Below are 14,816 nucleotides of genomic sequence, written 5' to 3' on the forward strand. Positions count from 1 at the left end.
CGCACCGGAAACCGTGGTCTCGGCGCCGTCTCAGCCCAGGAAGCGCGCGAGCCGGGCACCCTGGGCGTGCCACTGCCAGTCGGCGACCACCCAGTCCCGCCCGGCCGCGCCCATCCGGGCCGCGGTCTGGGGGTCGGCCAGCAGGTCGCCGACCGCGGTGGCGATGGCGTCCACATCGGTGCCGTCGACCACCCAGCCGGTCTCGCCGTCGCGCACCGTCTCCGGGGCCCCGCCGGACCGTCCGGCCACCACCGGCACGCCGCTGGCCGAGGCCTCCAGATAGACGATGCCCAGGCCCTCGACATCGAGTCCGGAGCCGCGGGTGCGACACGGCATCGCGAACACATCGGCCATCGCATGGTGGGCAGCGAGTTCCTCGGCCGGCACCCCGCCGGTGAACAGCACATCCTCGGCCACCCCGCGGCGCTGCGCCAGCCTCTCCAGGTCCGTGCGGTACGGCCCGCCCCCGACGATCACCAGCGCGGCGTCGGGCACCTGGCGGCGGATCCGCGCGAAGGCACGGATCAGCATGTCCTGCCCCTTGCGTGGCACCAACCGCGACAGGCAGAGCACCACCGGCCGGTCCGCCAAGCCGTAGCGGGCGCGCAGCCGGGCGCGCGCGACCGTATCGGGGGCGAACCGGTCCACGTCCACCCCCGGGGACAGCCGCTCCAGCCGGGCGCGCGGGCCGAACGCCGAGGCGAACCGGCCGCGGGTGTAGTCACTGACGTAGGTGACGACATCGGCATCGTCACCGATGCGGCGCAGCGCCGAGCGGGCCACCGGCAGCATCGACCAGCCCACCTCGTGCCCGTGCGTGCTGGCGACAATCCGACCGGCACCGGCGCGCCGCGCCGTCGGGCCCAGCAGCGCCAGCGGGGCCGCCGCGCCGAACCACACCGTGTCGATCGCGTGCTCGTCGATGAGATCGCGCATCCGGCCGGACACCGTCGGTTCGGGCAGCATCAGGGTCGTCGGGTGCCGCACGATGCGGTACCCGGCTTCGGCCGCCCGCCGGTCGTACTCCTCGCAGGCCTTCCACTTCGGCGCGTACACCGTGAGGTCATGGGTCCCGGCGCCGAGCAGTTCGCCGACGAAGGCCTCCAGGTAGGACTGGATGCCGCCACGGCGCGGCGGAAAGTCGTTGGTCAGCAACAGGACCCGGGTCATCCGGTCCACGCTATCGGGTCATCCAGGCACGCCACTGCGCCACCACCTGGTCCAGGTGGACGCCCAGCGTCTCCCGCACGGCGGTGGCGGCATCGGGATGCCCGGGCCCACAGGCCCGCAGATAGAGCGCCCGCAGTGCCGGTGCGCCGTAACGCTCGGCGACGAAGCGGCTGAACCACCAGGCACGGTCGTAGGCCAGTGCGCGCGCCGGCCCCGCGGTCTGCAGGTCGGCATCGGTGGGCAGCACCGCCACCTGCGCACCGTCGGGTGGCACCGGCTGGGCCGGCCGTCCCACGTAGTCGGCCACACCCTCGGTGAGCCATACCGGCGCGCTCGCCACGGTGCGATCCCGGGCGGCGACGTGGAACAGTTCGTGGCGCACCACGATGCGCAGGGCGGGTTCGGTCATGTCTTCCGCACCGGGTGCGAACACCATGCCGTCCGCGGTGGTCGCGGCGGCGATGTCCGGGCTGCCGTGGGCCAACACCCGGAACTGCTCGGCGGACTCGGTCACCACCACGACGATCTCGCGGGGCCAGTCCGGTCCCCAGAACGCGGTGACGGCGTCGACGGCCCCCGGCAGTTCGGCGGCGATCCGGTCGATCAGCGGGCGGCTGCGCTGTCCACCCAGACCGCGCACTGCGGCGGTGCGGCCGCCGGGCAGCGCGATATCGGTGGTCGTCGCGGTGCCGGCCGACGCAGAAGTGGGCGTCGGGGAGCTCGGTGCCGTTGCCGTAGGCGGTGATTCGGCCTGGCACCCGGACAGCAGCGCGGCGACGACGAGACCGCCGGCGAGACGTCTGGCGGAGCTCAGTACCGGCGGACGTTGTAGATGGGCGCGTTGTTGACCGGCGCCACGACGACCGGCTTGCCGAACGTCGAGGCGTGCACCATCATGCCGTCGCCGATGTAGATGCCGACGTGCGAGGCGTCCGAGTAGTACGAGATGACGTCACCGGGCTGCATCTGATCGGTGGAGACCGGCTGGCCACCGGCGGCCTGCGCATAGCTGGAGTGCGGCAGCGAGATACCGGCCTGACTGAAGGCCCACTTGACCAGGCCGGAGCAGTCGAAGGCACCGGGACCCTCGGCGCCCCAGGAGTAGGGCGATCCGATGCGGGTCAGCGCGGCCTGCACGGCCACCGTGCCACCGCTGGATCCGGGGGCCGGAACGGCCGCCGGCGGGGCGATGTCGCCGGGCGGGATGCCCGCCGGCGGGGCGGCCAATACCGCGGGATCGTCTGCGGGCAACGGCGCGGGCGGCGGCGGCAACGCCACCCCCGCGGGCACCGGCGGGATGGCGGCCAACGTGTCGCGCTGGGCCGGGGTGAGCCGCTCGTACTGCGACTTCACGACGGCGATCTCCACCTGCAGCTTGCTTTGCTTGGATTGCAGATCGGCGCGCACCGCGGCGGCCTGTTCGGCGGCGGTCTTGGCGTCGGCGGCCGAGCGCGCGGAGGCCGATTCGGCCTGAGCGGCCTGCACGCTGGTCTTCTCGAAGTTGTCCATCTGGGCCGACATCTCGGTGGCCATCACCCGCTGCACGGCCAACTGGTCGATCAGGACCTGCGGCGAGCTCGCCGTCAGCATGGAATCCAGACCGTCGGTGCGCCCGCCCATGTACTGTGCGGCGGCGATCTTGTCGACCGAGTTCTGGAAGGTTGCCAGCTGTTGCTTGGCGGTGTCGGCGGCGGCGAGGTCGGCGGTGTGCTTCTGCTCGGCGGCGGCCTGCGCGGCCAGCTTCTGGTCCAGATCGAGCTGCGCGGCATGCATGTTCTCGGTGGCGATCTCGGCCTGGTGCGACAGTTCGTTGAGCTTTGCCAGCGCATCCTCGGCCGGGTCGGCGTGGACCCCGGTGGCCAGTGATCCGCCGATGATGGTCAGACCCGCTAACGCACCGACAAGGGCTCGCTGGACGCCGCGCTTACGCCGGTGGATGCGATCAGGCCTCAAGGTATTGCGTCCTTACAACTGCGATTCAGCCGCGACGAACTACTGTTAGGTCTCGAACAGGTTACGAAACGGCATCGGTCTTGTCCAACGGAAGACGTGAATTTAACAGGCGACCGGGATTAATTTTTTGCTTCCCGTGGTTGTACGCGTGTCGTCACGCCACACCCGTTCTACCATCCGGGCGGCCGTGGCGGTGGATCGGAACGAGCCGCAACCGGGGCGCCAGACCCGCGTCGGCCAGCACTTCGAGCGCCTGACGTTCGTCATCCAGCAAAGTTTCCGGGACCCCGAGCAACACGCTGACCACGCAGTCCTGGCACCCCGGTCCGCGCACGGCGCAGTCATCGCAATCGATGACCACCGAACCGGTGTCCGCCGGTGGCGCGCCGTCGGTGAATTCCTCGCCCATCGGGTGTGTCATGGCATCCATCCTCTTGTCCGGGCCTGCTGTCGGCCGATTCCCCCGCACCGTAACGACGGGCACCGACACGTCCGCCCGATCGGCCTCGCGGCCGCCGTGGATATCCGTCGGATGTCCGTGGATGTCCGTGGATGTCCGTGGATGCCCCTGATATGTCACCGCCGCCGGTTACCGTCACCGGTGTGCCGCAGCTGAGCTTCGCCGACCTCGACGGTTGGGATCCGCTCGCCGGCCCGGAATCCGGTGTCGCGCTGGCCGACACGACGTTCGTGGTGGTCGATCTGGAAACCACCGGCGGCAGCCGCGACCAGGACGCCATCACCGAGATCGGTGCGGTCAAGATCCGCGGCGGTGTGGTGCTCGGCGAGCTCGCCACCCTCGTCGACCCGGGCCGTGCCATCCCGCCGCAGATCGTCCAACTGACCGGTATCACCACGGCGATGGTGCACGACGCCCCCAAGATCGACGCCGTCCTGCCTGCCTTCCTGGAGTTCTCCCGCGGGGCGGTGCTGGTGGCACACAACGCCGGGTTCGACATCGGATTCCTGCGGGCCGCCACCGAGCGGCTCGGGCTGTCCTGGCCGCGGCCGCAGGTGCTGTGCACGGTGAAGCTGGCCCGCCGCGTGCTCACCCGCGACGAGGCGCCCAGCGTCAAGCTCTCCGCGCTGGCCCAGCTGTTCGGCGCCACGACCACCCCGACCCACCGGGCGCTCGACGATGCCCGCGCCACCGTCGACGTGCTGCACGGGCTCATCGAGCGGGTCGGCAACCAGGGCGTGCACACCTACCCGCAGCTGCGCGGATACCTGCCCGACAAGAGCGCCCCGCAGCGTCGCAAACGCCATCTGGCCCAAGGTGTTCCGAGCACCCCGGGGGTGTACCTGTTTCGCGGGCCCGCCGATGAGGTGCTCTATGTGGGGACCGCGGTCAACCTGCGCCGCCGCGTCGGGCAGTACTTCACCGGCGCCGATCCGCGCACCCGGATGAAGGAGATGGTCGCCCTGGCCACCCGGGTGGACCACGTCGAATGCGCGCACGAACTGGAGGCCGGGGTGCGCGAGCTGCGGCTGCTGGCCGCGCACGCACCGCCCTACAACCGGCGGTCGAAATTCCCCCGCAAGTGGTGGTGGATCACCCTCACCGAGGAGGCCTTCCCGCGGTTCTCGGTGGTGCGCGCCCCGCGCAGCCCGCGCGCGCTGGGACCGTTCACGTCGCGGGCCGACGCCGTCGACACCGCCGAGGTGCTGGCCCGCGGCGCCGGGGTGCGGACCTGTACCGCGCGGCTGGCCCGCAGCGCCCGGCACGCCTGCGCCGAACGCGAGCTGTCGCCATGCCCGGCACCCCGCGATGCCGACGCGGCGCAGTACGGGCCCGCGCCGCGGCGGGCGGCCGATCTCATCGACGGTGTCGACCACAGCGTGTTCGCGACCGTGCTGGCGCAGATCACGGCGCTGGCCGAGCTGCACCGTTACGAGACCGCCGCGCGGCTACGCGATCACACCGCCACCGCCGTGGAGATCGTGGCACGCGGGCAGCGGTTGCGGGCGCTGGCCGAGGTGGACCAGATCATCGCGGCGCGCCCCGACGGCACCGGCGGCTGGCACCTGGCCGTCATCCGGCACGGGCAACTGGCCGCGGCCGGGTGCTCGCGTCGCGGGGTGCCGCCGATGCCGGTCGTGGAGGCCATCACCGCTGCGGCCCAGACGATCCTGCCGCAGGACGCCCCGCTGGGTGGGGCGCTGGTGGAGGAGACGGGGCTGATCGCGCGGTGGCTGGCCAGCCCCGGCGTGCGCGTCGTGTCGGCCGAGCCGGGCTACGCCAGCCCGATCGGGTCGGCGGCGCACTGGGCGGGCTGGGCGGCCACCGCCCGGTCGGCGCGGGTGGCCGCCGGCACGCTGGACACCGACCTGCTCGACGATCGCTACGGAGTGACCCCGCCGCGCCCGGACCGGGCTAGCTTGCGACCTTCTGGGTGAACCGCACCCAGTTGGCCAGCAGGCGCTCGGCCGCACCGGAGTCGATGGATTCGGTGGCCCGCGCCAACGCGGACTCCCACGACGGTGTCCACTGCGCGTCGCTGGTCAGCCCGGCGTGCGCGACCATCGCGCCCGCGGCGTTGAGCACCACCGCATCGCGCACCGGCCCCTGCGCACCGCCGAGCACCGCACGCACCGAGGCCGCGTTGGCCTCGGCGTCGCCGCCGACGAGTTCGCTGAGGTCGGCCCGGCGGAAGCCGAAGGCGGCCGGGTCCAGCGTCAGCCGGTCCACGGTGCCGGCCTGCACCCGCCAGATGGTGCTGGTGGTGGTTGTCGTCAGCTCGTCGAGCCCGTCGTCACCGTGCACCACCAGCGCGCTGGCACCGCGGGCGGCGAACACCCCGGCCATCACCTCGGCCAGATCCCCCCAGGCACAGCCGAACAGCCCGGCGCGCGGCGCGGCCGGATTGGTCAGCGGGCCCAGCAGATTGAAGACCGTCGGGACCCCGATCTCACGGCGGACCACCGAGGCGTGCCGGTAGGACGGGTGGAACTGCGGCGCGAACGCGAATGCGATGCCGACCTCGGACACGCTGCGGGCCACCTCATCGGGTCCCAGGTCGATCCGCACGCCGAGGGCCTCCAGGGTGTCCGCACCACCGGACAGCGAGGAGGCCGCCCGGTTGCCGTGCTTGACCACCGGGATACCGGCGGCCGCGGTGACGATGGACGCCATCGTCGACAGGTTCACCGTGTTGGCGCCGTCGCCACCGGTGCCCACGATGTCGACCGCGTCCCCGCCGATCGCGCCGGCCGGGATACGGCGGGCGTGCTTGAGCATGGTGTCGGCCAATTCGTTGACTTCGGCCGACGTCGGCCGCTTCATCCGCATGGCCACCGCGAAACCGGAGATCTGCGCCGCGGTCGCCGAGCCGGTCATGATCTGGTCCATCGCCCACGCGGCCTGATTGCGCAGCAGATCCTGATACGTGGTCAGCCGGCCCAGGATCTGCGGCCAGGTGGGGTTCTCGGAAGCGCTCTCAGCGGATGACACGCGGTGATGCTATCGCCCGTGCAGGGACCGTCATGAGGCCGTCACCAGTGCCGTGCCGACGCAGGTTTCGACTCAATTACGAACCCGGGTGGTGTTCGTCAACTACAAAGCGTCATACTTGCTTTTGTGACGAGCGCTGTTGGGACCTCGGGGACCGCGATCACCTCCCGCGTACATTCGCTGAACCGACCGAATATGGTCAGTGTTGGCACCATCGTGTGGCTTTCCAGTGAGCTGATGTTCTTTGCTGGACTGTTCGCGATGTACTTCACCGCGCGGGCTCAGGCACAGGGCGCATGGCCGCCCGAGCCGACCGAGCTGAATCTGTGGCTGGCCGTACCGGTCACCGCGGTGCTGGTCGCCTCCTCCTTCACCTGCCAGATGGGCGTCTTCGCCGCCGAGCGCGGTGACGTGTTCGGCCTGCGCCGCTGGTATGTCATCACCTTCCTGATGGGCCTGTTCTTCGTGCTCGGTCAGGGCTACGAGTACGTCCACCTGGTGGAGCACGGCACCACGATCCCGGGCAGCGCCTACGGGTCGGTGTTCTATCTGGCCACCGGCTTCCACGGCCTGCACGTCATCGGCGGTCTGGTCGCCTTCATCTTCCTGCTGATCCGCACCCGGATGAGCAAGTTCACGCCCGCACAGGCCACCGCCGCGATCGTCGTGTCGTACTACTGGCACTTCGTCGACATCGTGTGGATCGCCCTGTTCGCAGTCATCTACTTCGTACGTTGAGCTCGATGAGAAGGGGATCGATGTCGTCCACCAAGTCACGCCGCCGGTTTCGCCGACGGGTATCGGCGGCGCTGCTGCTGTTGCTCGGGCTGTCTGCAGCCGGCGCGGTCGCCGCGACGCTGACGCCGACGCCTCAGGTGGCGGTGGCCGACGAGTCGCAGTCGGCGCTGCTGCGTACCGGCAAGCAGCTGTTCGATACGTCGTGCATCAGCTGCCACGGGGCGAACCTGCAGGGCGTGACCGACCGCGGGCCCAGCCTGATCGGCACCGGCGAGGCCGCCGTGTACTTCCAGGTCTCCACCGGCCGGATGCCGGCCATGCGCGGTGAGGCCCAGGCCCCGCGCAAGGAGCCGGTGTTCGACGAGCACCAGATCGACGCACTGGGCGCCTATGTCCAGGCCAACGGTGGCGGACCCATCGTGCCCCGCGAGGCCAACGGCCAGATCGCCGACGAGTCGCTGCTGGCCGGCGACGTCGCCCGTGGTGGCGACCTGTTCCGGCTGAACTGCGCCTCCTGCCACAACTTCACCGGTAAGGGCGGAGCCCTGTCCTCCGGTAAGTACGCACCCGACCTGGGCGAGGCCGCGAAGGTCCCGGCGCAGGTGTACACCGCGATCCTCACCGGCCCGCAGAACATGCCGAAATTCTCCGATCGTCAGCTCACCCCTGAGGAGAAGGCCGACATCGTCAGCTATGTGGTGCAGGCGGCCAACACCCCGGATCCCGGCGGTTACGGCCTCGGCGGATTCGGCCCCACCACCGAAGGTATGGCCATCTGGATCATCGGGATCGTGGCCGCAGTCGGCATCACGATGTGGATCGGAGCTCGTGCATGAGTGTCAGCAAGGGCAGCGACGCCTCTGGTGCGCCCGTCCCGGGCCAGCCCAGCGACGCCGAACTGGCGAAGATGTCGCGTGAGGAACTGCTCGAACTGGGCGGCAAGCTCGACGGCGTCGAGATCGTCTACAAGGAGCCGCGCTGGCCGGTCGAGGGCACCAAGGCCGAGAAGCGTGCGTCGCGCACCGTCGCGTACTGGCTGCTGCTGGGCGGGTTCTCCGGCCTGGCCCTGCTGCTGGTCTTCCTGTTCTGGCCGTGGGAGTACGTCCCCTACGGCGGTGAGGGCGAGCGCCTCTACACGCTGGCCACCCCGCTGTACGGCCTGACCTTCGGGCTGTCGATCCTGGCGATCGGCGTCGGCGCGGTGCTCTTCCAGAAGAAGTTCATCCCCGAAGAGATCACCATCCAGGACCGCCACGACGGCGCCTCGGCGGAGATCCACCGCAAGACCGTGGTCGCCAACCTGACCGATGCCCTGGAGGGCTCGACGATCAAGCGGCGCAAGCTGATCGGCCTGTCGATGGGTATCGGCCTCGGCGCGTTCGGCCTGGGCACCCTGGTGGCCTTCCTCGGCGGTCTGATCAAGAACCCGTGGAAGCCGGTCGTCCCGACGGCCGAGGGCAAGAAGGCCGTGCTGTGGACGTCGGGATGGACCCCGCGGTTCGAGGGCGAGACCATCTACGTGGCCCGCGCGACCGGCCTGCCCGGCGAGTCGCCGTTCGTCAAGATGCGGCCCGAGGACATCGACGCCGGCGGTATGGAGACCGTGTTCCCGTGGCGGGAGTCCGACGGCGACGGCACCACCGTCGAATCCAGCCACCACCTGTTCGAGATCGCCATGGGCGTGCGCAACCCGGTGATGCTCATCCGTATCAAGCCGCAGGACATGAACCGGGTGGTCAAGCGCCAGGGCCAGGAGAGCTTCAACTTCGGTGAGCTGTTCGCCTACACCAAGGTCTGCTCGCACCTGGGCTGCCCCTCGTCGCTCTACGAGCAGCAGACCTACCGGATCCTGTGCCCGTGCCACCAGTCGCAGTTCGACGCGCTGCACTTCGCGCGCCCGATCTTCGGCCCCGCAGCCCGCGCGCTGGCGCAGTTGCCCATTACCATCGATGAAGACGGCTATCTGGTCGCGAACGGCGACTTCATCGAACCCGTCGGACCGGCATTCTGGGAGCGGAAATCATGAGTCCCAAACTCGCTGATATCGCAGCCGCACAAGGTGATGCGATCGATTCCCGGTATCACCCCTCGGAGGCGGTGCGGCGCGGAGTCCTGAACAAGGTCTTCCCCACCCACTGGTCCTTCCTGCTGGGTGAGATCGCGCTGTACAGCTTCATCATCCTGCTGATCACCGGTGTCTGGCTGACGCTGTTCTTCGATCCGTCGATGGCACACGTCACCTACGACGGTGTGTACCAGCCGCTGCGCGGTATCCAGATGTCGCGGGCCTACGAATCGGCGCTGGAGATCAGCTTCGAGGTCCGCGGCGGTCTGTTCGTCCGGCAGGTCCACCACTGGGCGGCGTTGCTGTTCGCGGCGTCGATCATGGTGCACCTGGCGCGCATCTTCTTCACCGGTGCGTTCCGCCGGCCGCGTGAAGCCAACTGGGTCATCGGCTCGCTGCTGCTGATCCTGGCGATGTTCGAGGGTTACTTCGGCTACTCGCTGCCCGACGACCTGCTGTCGGGCACCGGCCTGCGCGCCGCCTTCTCCTCGATCACCCTGGGCATGCCGGTCATCGGCACCTGGTTGCACTGGGCCCTGTTCGGTGGGGATTTCCCCGGCGAGATCATCATCCCGCGCCTCTACGCACTGCACATCCTGCTGATCCCGGGCATCATGCTCGCGCTCATCGGTGTGCACATGGCCCTGGTGTGGTTCCAGAAGCACACGCAGTTCCCCGGCCCCGGCCGCACCGAGAAGAACGTCGTCGGCGTGCGCGTCATGCCGGTGTTCGCGGTCAAGTCCGGCGCGTTCTTCGCCATGATCACCGGCCTGCTGGGCCTGATGGGCGGTCTGCTGCAGATCAACCCGATCTGGGTGCTCGGTCCGTACAAGCCCTCGCAGATCTCGGCGGGTAGCCAGCCGGACTTCTACATGATGTGGACCGACGGTCTGGCCCGTACCTGGCCGGCCTGGGAGTTCTACATCGGCAACTACACGATTCCGCAGTCGGTGTGGGTCGCGATGGGCATGGGCCTGGTATTCGTGCTGCTGATGGCCTACCCGTTCATCGAGAAGAAGCTCACCGGCGACGATGCACACCACAACCTGTTGCAGCGTCCGCGCGACGCTCCGACGCGTACCGCTGTGGGTGCCGCGGCGATCTCGTTCTACATCCTGCTGACCTTCATGTGCATGAACGACATCATCGCGCTGAAGTTCCACATCTCGCTGAACGCGACGACGTGGATCGGCCGCATCGGCATGGTCGTGCTGCCGATGATCGTCTACTACATCACCTATCGGTGGGCGATCAGCCTGCAGCGCAGCGACCGCGCGGTGCTCGAGCACGGCATCGAGACGGGCATCATCACCCGCCTGCCCCACGGTGCCTACATCGAGCTGCACCAGCCGCTCGGCCCGGTCGACGAGCACGGTCACCCGATCCCGCTGGAATACCAGGGTGCCGCGCTGCCCAAGCGGATGAACAAGCTCGGCTCGGGCGGTTCGCCCGGCTCCGGCAGCTTCCTGTTCGCCGATCCGGTCGAAGAGCACGATGCGCTCGCCGAGGCGGCGCATGCCGCCGAGCACAAGGCGCTCGCGGTGCTCAGCAGGAGTCAGGGCACCAACGGCAACGGCTCCAACGGCCATGGCTCCAACGGCCATGGCGCCAACGGAGACGGCGCCAACGGCAACGGTTCCAACGGGCACCACTAGGTCCACGCAAGAGGCCCGCGCAGTCGCTCTGCGCGGGCCTTTTTCGTGTTCCTTGCTCGCGGGCGCCCCTCCCCTACCCCGCCCCGGATCTGAAGACGATGGCGGGGATTCGGCGTGCGGGCACCATCGGGCTGAAAATTCGGCGCACAATTGCTCGGGTGACCATCGACCCGCCGTGGGAGCCGCCGCTGGCGGGTAGCGAAGAACAGCATCTGGTCGGTGCGCTGGACCGGTTGCGGTACACGTTCCGGTGGAAGGTCGACGGCCTGGACGCCGCCGCGCTGAACACCCGCCTGGGCGCATCCACCCTCACCCTGGGCGGGCTGCTCAAGCATCTGGCGCGCGCCGAGGCACAACGGTTCGGGCCCGACCTCGACGACTCCCCGATGGGCGCGCCGTGGGACAGCGTTGATGACAACGAAGCGGACTGGGATTTCACGTCCGCCGCGCAGGACAGTCCGCAGCAGCTCTACGCGCTGTGGGATGACACGGTGGCCCGATCCCGTACGCGCCTGGCGGCGGCCCTGGCCGACGGCGGTCTGGACCAACTGGTGTGCATCGCCTGGCCGGACGGCAGCCGTGCCGGGCTGCGCCGCCTGGTGTGCGATCTGATCGAGGAGTACGGCCGCCACACCGGCCACGCCGACCTGCTGCGGGAGGCCGTCGACGGCCGGGTCGGCGAGGATCCCCCGCCCGACTGGCGCCCAGGGGCGGGCTGAGTCAGGTCAGGAGGCGGGGCGCCATGAGTCGATCAGGCGGCGGGGCGCCATGAATCGATCAAGCGGCGGGGGCGCCGCCGCGGCCCAGCACCGCGCGCAGTTCGCGCAGATAGAACCACGGCACCGCGGGCATCGCCACGGTGACCAACCCGGCGATGATGAACAGCGCGACCGCACCGGTGCTGTTGTCGCCGGCCAGCAGATACGTGCCGACGGCGATGGCCAGCGTGCCGGCACCGACCGCGGCGATGACCCCGGCGGTGCAGCGCAGGTACACCTGGTCGACCACCGCGGGCCGGACGCCGGAACCCAGACCGCTGTCGGCCACGGCGATCGTCGATTCCGCGGCCCGACGGCGGGCCTGCCGGCTGGGCACGGCTGCGATGTCGTCGGAGACCGACCCACCGGCCGTGCCGGCCCGCAGCGGACGGTCGGTGCTCTGCCTGCGGGCCCGGATGAGCAGCGGGATCGCCACCGCGATCACCACGGCCGACACCCCGATCACCGTGTACAGCGCCCACGGCGTCTCCGACCCGGACGCCTCGGCGAGTTCGGCGCGCACGGTCCCGCGACCGCTGCCCAGGTCGACCAGCCGGACCACGGCGGCGACGGACACGCCCAGGGCGGCCAGCCACACCGCGGCGCACACCCCGAGCAGGATGCGATCCAGATCAGGCGGGCCCGACAGCGTGTTCCGCGACGTGCCGCGCGACAGGTTGTCCAGCATCAGCAACTCGTCTGCGCGGCGTTGCCGGTGTTGGACGACAGCACGGTGCCGTCACTGGTCGTGATCGAGCAGTTCAGCCTGCTCACCAGGAACAGACTGGATGCCTGCACGGAACCCACCTCCGACTGCGAGATCGGGGTCACCGTCAGCGACCACGGGATGTACACATTGCGCTGGGTACGGCTGCGCCCCGACGCGTCGATATAGGTGACGGTGATGATGTCACCGGGCGCCTTGGTGCCGGTCACCGAATAGGTGACCTGACGTGGGCCGGCCGGGCGGGTCGTCGTGATCTCGTCCTGCACCGGCGGCGCCGTCGTGGTCGACGTGGTCGGATTGGCCAGATTGTCGCTGTCGGTACGGGTCACCAGCAGCGCGACGGAGGCCACCAGCGAGATCGCAGCGACGATGGCCACCACCCCGACGACCCACGGCCACCGTGGCGGCCGGTCATCCTCGGGGTGCAGCGGCGCGTAGTTGTCGTAGTCGTACAGCGCGGGATCCGGCGGCACATACGGCGCGCTGGTGAACTGTTCGGACTCCGGGGCGGAATACGCCCGCGAATGGATGTCGGTCTCGTCGGCGCGGGACGTCTTGTCCCTGTCCCCACCCGAAGACTCCGGTCCTGACGGCCCGCTCATCTGCAACTAACCTCGGCCTATCCTTCTCGACTGCTGCCTCGGCAAGATTACCCAACACCGCGACGGTGTGGACCGGGCCGACACGGTGCGCCGATGAACTGACGCACGGTTGTGACCTGGCGGAAGAAGGTCAGTGCTTCTCGGGGCCGGTGTAGTACTCGAAGACCAGGCCGGCGGCCGAGGCCAGCACGAAGCAGACGCCCGCGACGATCAGCCACGGCAGCCACAGCGCGGCGCCGACGGCGGCGGTGGAGAACGACAGCGCGATCAGGATGGGCCACCAGCTGTGCGGGCTGTAGAAGCCCAGCTCGCCCGCGCCATCACTGATCTCGGCATCCTCGTAGTCCTCGGGCCGGGTGTCCAGACGCCGGGCGACGAACCGGAAGAAGGTACCGGTGATGAGCGTCAGGCCGGTGGTCAGCACCAGCGCGGTGGTGCCGGCCCACTCGACACCGCCGGTGGCGAACAACGCCGTCAGCACGGCGTAGACCACCGAGGACAGGGCGAAGAACGCGGTCAGGAACTCGAACAACCGGGCTTCGATATGCATGCGTCGTCGTCCTTACTTGCTCGCCTGCGCGGGGACCCCGACCTGCTCACCGCGGCGGGTGTCGAACGGGAAGGTGGTGGTGGCCAACGGATCCTGTCCGATCGCCTGCAAGGCCTCGGCGTTGGTGGCCTGCGGGTTGCCCTCGCGGAACTCCAGGTAGGCCTTGAAATCGTTGGGCTCCACGACACGAACCTCGAAGTTCATCATCGCGTGATAGGTGCCGCACATCTCGGTGCACCGCCCGACAAAGGCGCCGGTCTGCTCGATCTCGCTGACCTGGAACACGTTGTCGGAGTTGTTCTCCTTCGGGTTGGGCAGCACGTCCCGCTTGAACAGGAACTCCGGCACCCAGAAGCCGTGGATCACGTCGGCCGAGGCGATGATGAACTCGATGCGCTTGCCCTTGGGCAGCACCAGGACCGGGATCTCGGTGCTGGTGCCGACGGTCTCGACCTTGTTGAAGTTCAGGTAGGTGCGGTCGGTCTCGTTCTTGCCCGCGATCGGGCCGACCTGCTCGATACCGTGCTCGTCGACACCCTCGGGCGCCGAGGCCATGGCCTCCTTGCGCGCGTTGTCGACACCGTCGTAGGTCATGGTGCCGTCGGCGAAGGCGATCTTCTGATAGCCGAACTTCCAATTCCACTGGAAGGCGGTCACGTCGATGACGACCTCGGGGTTGGGATCCTTGTGCAGCATGCGCTCCTGCACCACCACGGTGAAATAGAAGAGCACCGAGATGATCAGGAAGGGCACCACCGTCAGCACCAGCTCGAGCGGCATGTTGTAGCCGAACTGACGCGGCAGCTCGGTGTCGGTGGCCTTCTTGCGGTGGAAGACGCTGGTCCAGAAGATCAGCGCCCAGACGATGCCGCCGACGACGAACGAGGCGATCACCGACCAGACCCACAGGTCACGGTTGAGCCGTGCTTCCGGGGTGATGCCATCGGGCCAGCCCAGGCCGAAGATCTCCTGGTAGCTGCAGCCGCTCAGCAGGATGGCCGCGCCACCCAATACCACTGACAACGCCACCAAACGGGCCCCGCGAGCGGTCACGTTGGCGCCTCCTAGATGAAGTCGGTGAACCGCAGCGCGGTCGGTGAAACTTGGCGAATACTACGCAGCGTAGACCACGCCCGCCGGGTCGAGC

At 69.2% G+C, this 14,816-nt stretch carries 15 protein-coding genes; 6 read left to right on the forward strand and 9 right to left on the reverse strand.

Annotated features, from left to right (window positions below; genetic code table 11):
- Nucleotides 1-30 precede the first annotated feature (30 nt).
- The 4 genes from BST17_RS04360 to BST17_RS04375 form a co-directional block, all read right to left on the reverse strand.
- Nucleotides 31-1,170 (reverse strand): glycosyltransferase family 4 protein, encoded by a 1,140-nt coding sequence (locus BST17_RS04360; protein ID WP_083056040.1) that lies wholly within the window; start codon nucleotides 1,168-1,170, stop codon nucleotides 31-33.
- A 10-nt stretch (nucleotides 1,171-1,180) separates the two neighbouring features.
- The gene (locus tag BST17_RS04365) at nucleotides 1,181-1,810 is read right to left on the reverse strand and encodes a peptidase (RefSeq protein ID WP_407937731.1); all 630 of its coding nucleotides are present in this window, start codon (nucleotides 1,808-1,810) and stop codon (nucleotides 1,181-1,183) included.
- A gap of 170 nt (nucleotides 1,811-1,980) precedes the next feature.
- Nucleotides 1,981-3,123, reverse strand: a complete 1,143-nt coding sequence (gene ripC / locus BST17_RS04370; RefSeq protein WP_083055721.1) for a peptidoglycan hydrolase RipC — start codon at nucleotides 3,121-3,123, stop codon at nucleotides 1,981-1,983.
- Nucleotides 3,124-3,277: 154 nt separating this feature from the next.
- Nucleotides 3,278-3,544, reverse strand: coding sequence for a hypothetical protein (locus BST17_RS04375; RefSeq protein WP_234807532.1), 267 nt, complete (start codon nucleotides 3,542-3,544; stop codon nucleotides 3,278-3,280).
- Between the two features lie 152 nt (nucleotides 3,545-3,696).
- Between BST17_RS04375 and BST17_RS28620 the strand changes: the two genes are divergently transcribed.
- On the forward strand, nucleotides 3,697-5,520 hold the full coding sequence (locus BST17_RS28620) for a DEDD exonuclease domain-containing protein (RefSeq protein WP_109750001.1): 1,824 nt from the start codon (nucleotides 3,697-3,699) through the stop codon (nucleotides 5,518-5,520).
- Here BST17_RS28620 and trpD read toward each other — a convergent pair.
- Nucleotides 5,498-6,574 (reverse strand): anthranilate phosphoribosyltransferase, encoded by a 1,077-nt coding sequence (gene trpD / locus BST17_RS28625; protein WP_109750002.1) that lies wholly within the window; start codon nucleotides 6,572-6,574, stop codon nucleotides 5,498-5,500. The two genes, BST17_RS28620 and trpD, sit on opposite strands and share 23 nt — an antisense overlap.
- Nucleotides 6,575-6,700: 126 nt before the next feature.
- Between trpD and ctaE the strand changes: the two genes are divergently transcribed.
- The 5 genes from ctaE to BST17_RS04405 all read left to right on the forward strand — a co-directional run bounded on the left by ctaE (nucleotide 6,701) and on the right by BST17_RS04405 (nucleotide 11,751).
- Nucleotides 6,701-7,312, forward strand: a complete 612-nt coding sequence (gene ctaE, locus BST17_RS04385) for an aa3-type cytochrome oxidase subunit III (protein WP_083055722.1) — start codon at nucleotides 6,701-6,703, stop codon at nucleotides 7,310-7,312.
- A gap of 5 nt (nucleotides 7,313-7,317) precedes the next feature.
- Nucleotides 7,318-8,148, forward strand: a complete 831-nt coding sequence (qcrC, locus tag BST17_RS04390) for a cytochrome bc1 complex diheme cytochrome c subunit (RefSeq protein WP_083055723.1) — start codon at nucleotides 7,318-7,320, stop codon at nucleotides 8,146-8,148.
- Nucleotides 8,145-9,338, forward strand: a complete 1,194-nt coding sequence (qcrA, locus tag BST17_RS04395; RefSeq protein WP_083055724.1) for a cytochrome bc1 complex Rieske iron-sulfur subunit — start codon at nucleotides 8,145-8,147, stop codon at nucleotides 9,336-9,338. The genes qcrC and qcrA overlap by 4 nt, the downstream gene beginning before the upstream one ends.
- Nucleotides 9,335-11,032: a cytochrome bc1 complex cytochrome b subunit gene (gene qcrB / locus BST17_RS04400; protein ID WP_083055725.1), complete on the forward strand. Its 1,698-nt coding sequence runs from the start codon at nucleotides 9,335-9,337 to the stop codon at nucleotides 11,030-11,032. Before qcrA ends, qcrB begins: the two co-directional genes overlap by 4 nt.
- Before the next feature lie 158 nt (nucleotides 11,033-11,190).
- A complete protein-coding gene (locus BST17_RS04405) occupies nucleotides 11,191-11,751 on the forward strand; it encodes a mycothiol transferase (RefSeq protein WP_083055726.1) in 561 nt (186 codons plus the stop codon).
- A gap of 58 nt (nucleotides 11,752-11,809) precedes the next feature.
- Here BST17_RS04405 and BST17_RS04410 read toward each other — a convergent pair whose 3' ends face one another.
- The 4 genes from BST17_RS04410 to ctaC form a co-directional block, all read right to left on the reverse strand.
- The gene (locus tag BST17_RS04410) at nucleotides 11,810-12,478 is read right to left on the reverse strand and encodes a DUF2561 family protein (protein WP_083055727.1); all 669 of its coding nucleotides are present in this window, start codon (nucleotides 12,476-12,478) and stop codon (nucleotides 11,810-11,812) included.
- On the reverse strand, nucleotides 12,478-13,119 hold the full coding sequence (locus BST17_RS04415; protein WP_083055728.1) for an MmpS family transport accessory protein: 642 nt from the start codon (nucleotides 13,117-13,119) through the stop codon (nucleotides 12,478-12,480). The genes BST17_RS04410 and BST17_RS04415 overlap by 1 nt, the downstream gene beginning before the upstream one ends.
- Nucleotides 13,120-13,249: 130 nt before the next feature.
- Nucleotides 13,250-13,669 (reverse strand): cytochrome c oxidase subunit 4, encoded by a 420-nt coding sequence (locus BST17_RS04420; RefSeq protein ID WP_083055729.1) that lies wholly within the window; start codon nucleotides 13,667-13,669, stop codon nucleotides 13,250-13,252.
- A 12-nt stretch (nucleotides 13,670-13,681) separates the two neighbouring features.
- Nucleotides 13,682-14,722 carry an aa3-type cytochrome oxidase subunit II gene (gene ctaC, locus BST17_RS04425; protein WP_083055730.1) on the reverse strand — a complete coding sequence of 347 codons (1,041 nt, stop codon included), beginning with the start codon at nucleotides 14,720-14,722 and terminating at the stop codon, nucleotides 13,682-13,684.
- Nucleotides 14,723-14,816: the final 94 nt, after the last annotated feature.

This window comes from Mycolicibacterium bacteremicum, from assembly GCF_002086115.1.
Classification (GTDB): Bacteria; Actinomycetota; Actinomycetes; order Mycobacteriales; family Mycobacteriaceae; genus Mycobacterium; species Mycobacterium bacteremicum.

Bases quoted from the DNA above. Each gene is read 5' to 3' on its own strand.
- BST17_RS04360 (WP_083056040.1), bottom strand. From the start codon at position 1,170: ATGACCCGGGTCCTGTTGCTGACCAACGACTTTCCGCCGCGCCGTGGC.
- BST17_RS04375 (WP_234807532.1), bottom strand. From the start codon at position 3,544: ATGACACACCCGATGGGCGAGGAATTCACCGACGGCGCGCCACCGGCG.
- BST17_RS28620 (WP_109750001.1), top strand. From the start codon at position 3,697: ATGTCACCGCCGCCGGTTACCGTCACCGGTGTGCCGCAGCTGAGCTTC.
- qcrC (WP_083055723.1), top strand. From the start codon at position 7,318: ATGAGAAGGGGATCGATGTCGTCCACCAAGTCACGCCGCCGGTTTCGC.
- qcrA (WP_083055724.1), top strand. From the start codon at position 8,145: ATGAGTGTCAGCAAGGGCAGCGACGCCTCTGGTGCGCCCGTCCCGGGC.
- qcrB (WP_083055725.1), top strand. From the start codon at position 9,335: ATGAGTCCCAAACTCGCTGATATCGCAGCCGCACAAGGTGATGCGATC.
- BST17_RS04410 (WP_083055727.1), bottom strand. From the start codon at position 12,478: ATGCTGGACAACCTGTCGCGCGGCACGTCGCGGAACACGCTGTCGGGC.
- BST17_RS04415 (WP_083055728.1), bottom strand. From the start codon at position 13,119: ATGAGCGGGCCGTCAGGACCGGAGTCTTCGGGTGGGGACAGGGACAAG.
- BST17_RS04420 (WP_083055729.1), bottom strand. From the start codon at position 13,669: ATGCATATCGAAGCCCGGTTGTTCGAGTTCCTGACCGCGTTCTTCGCC.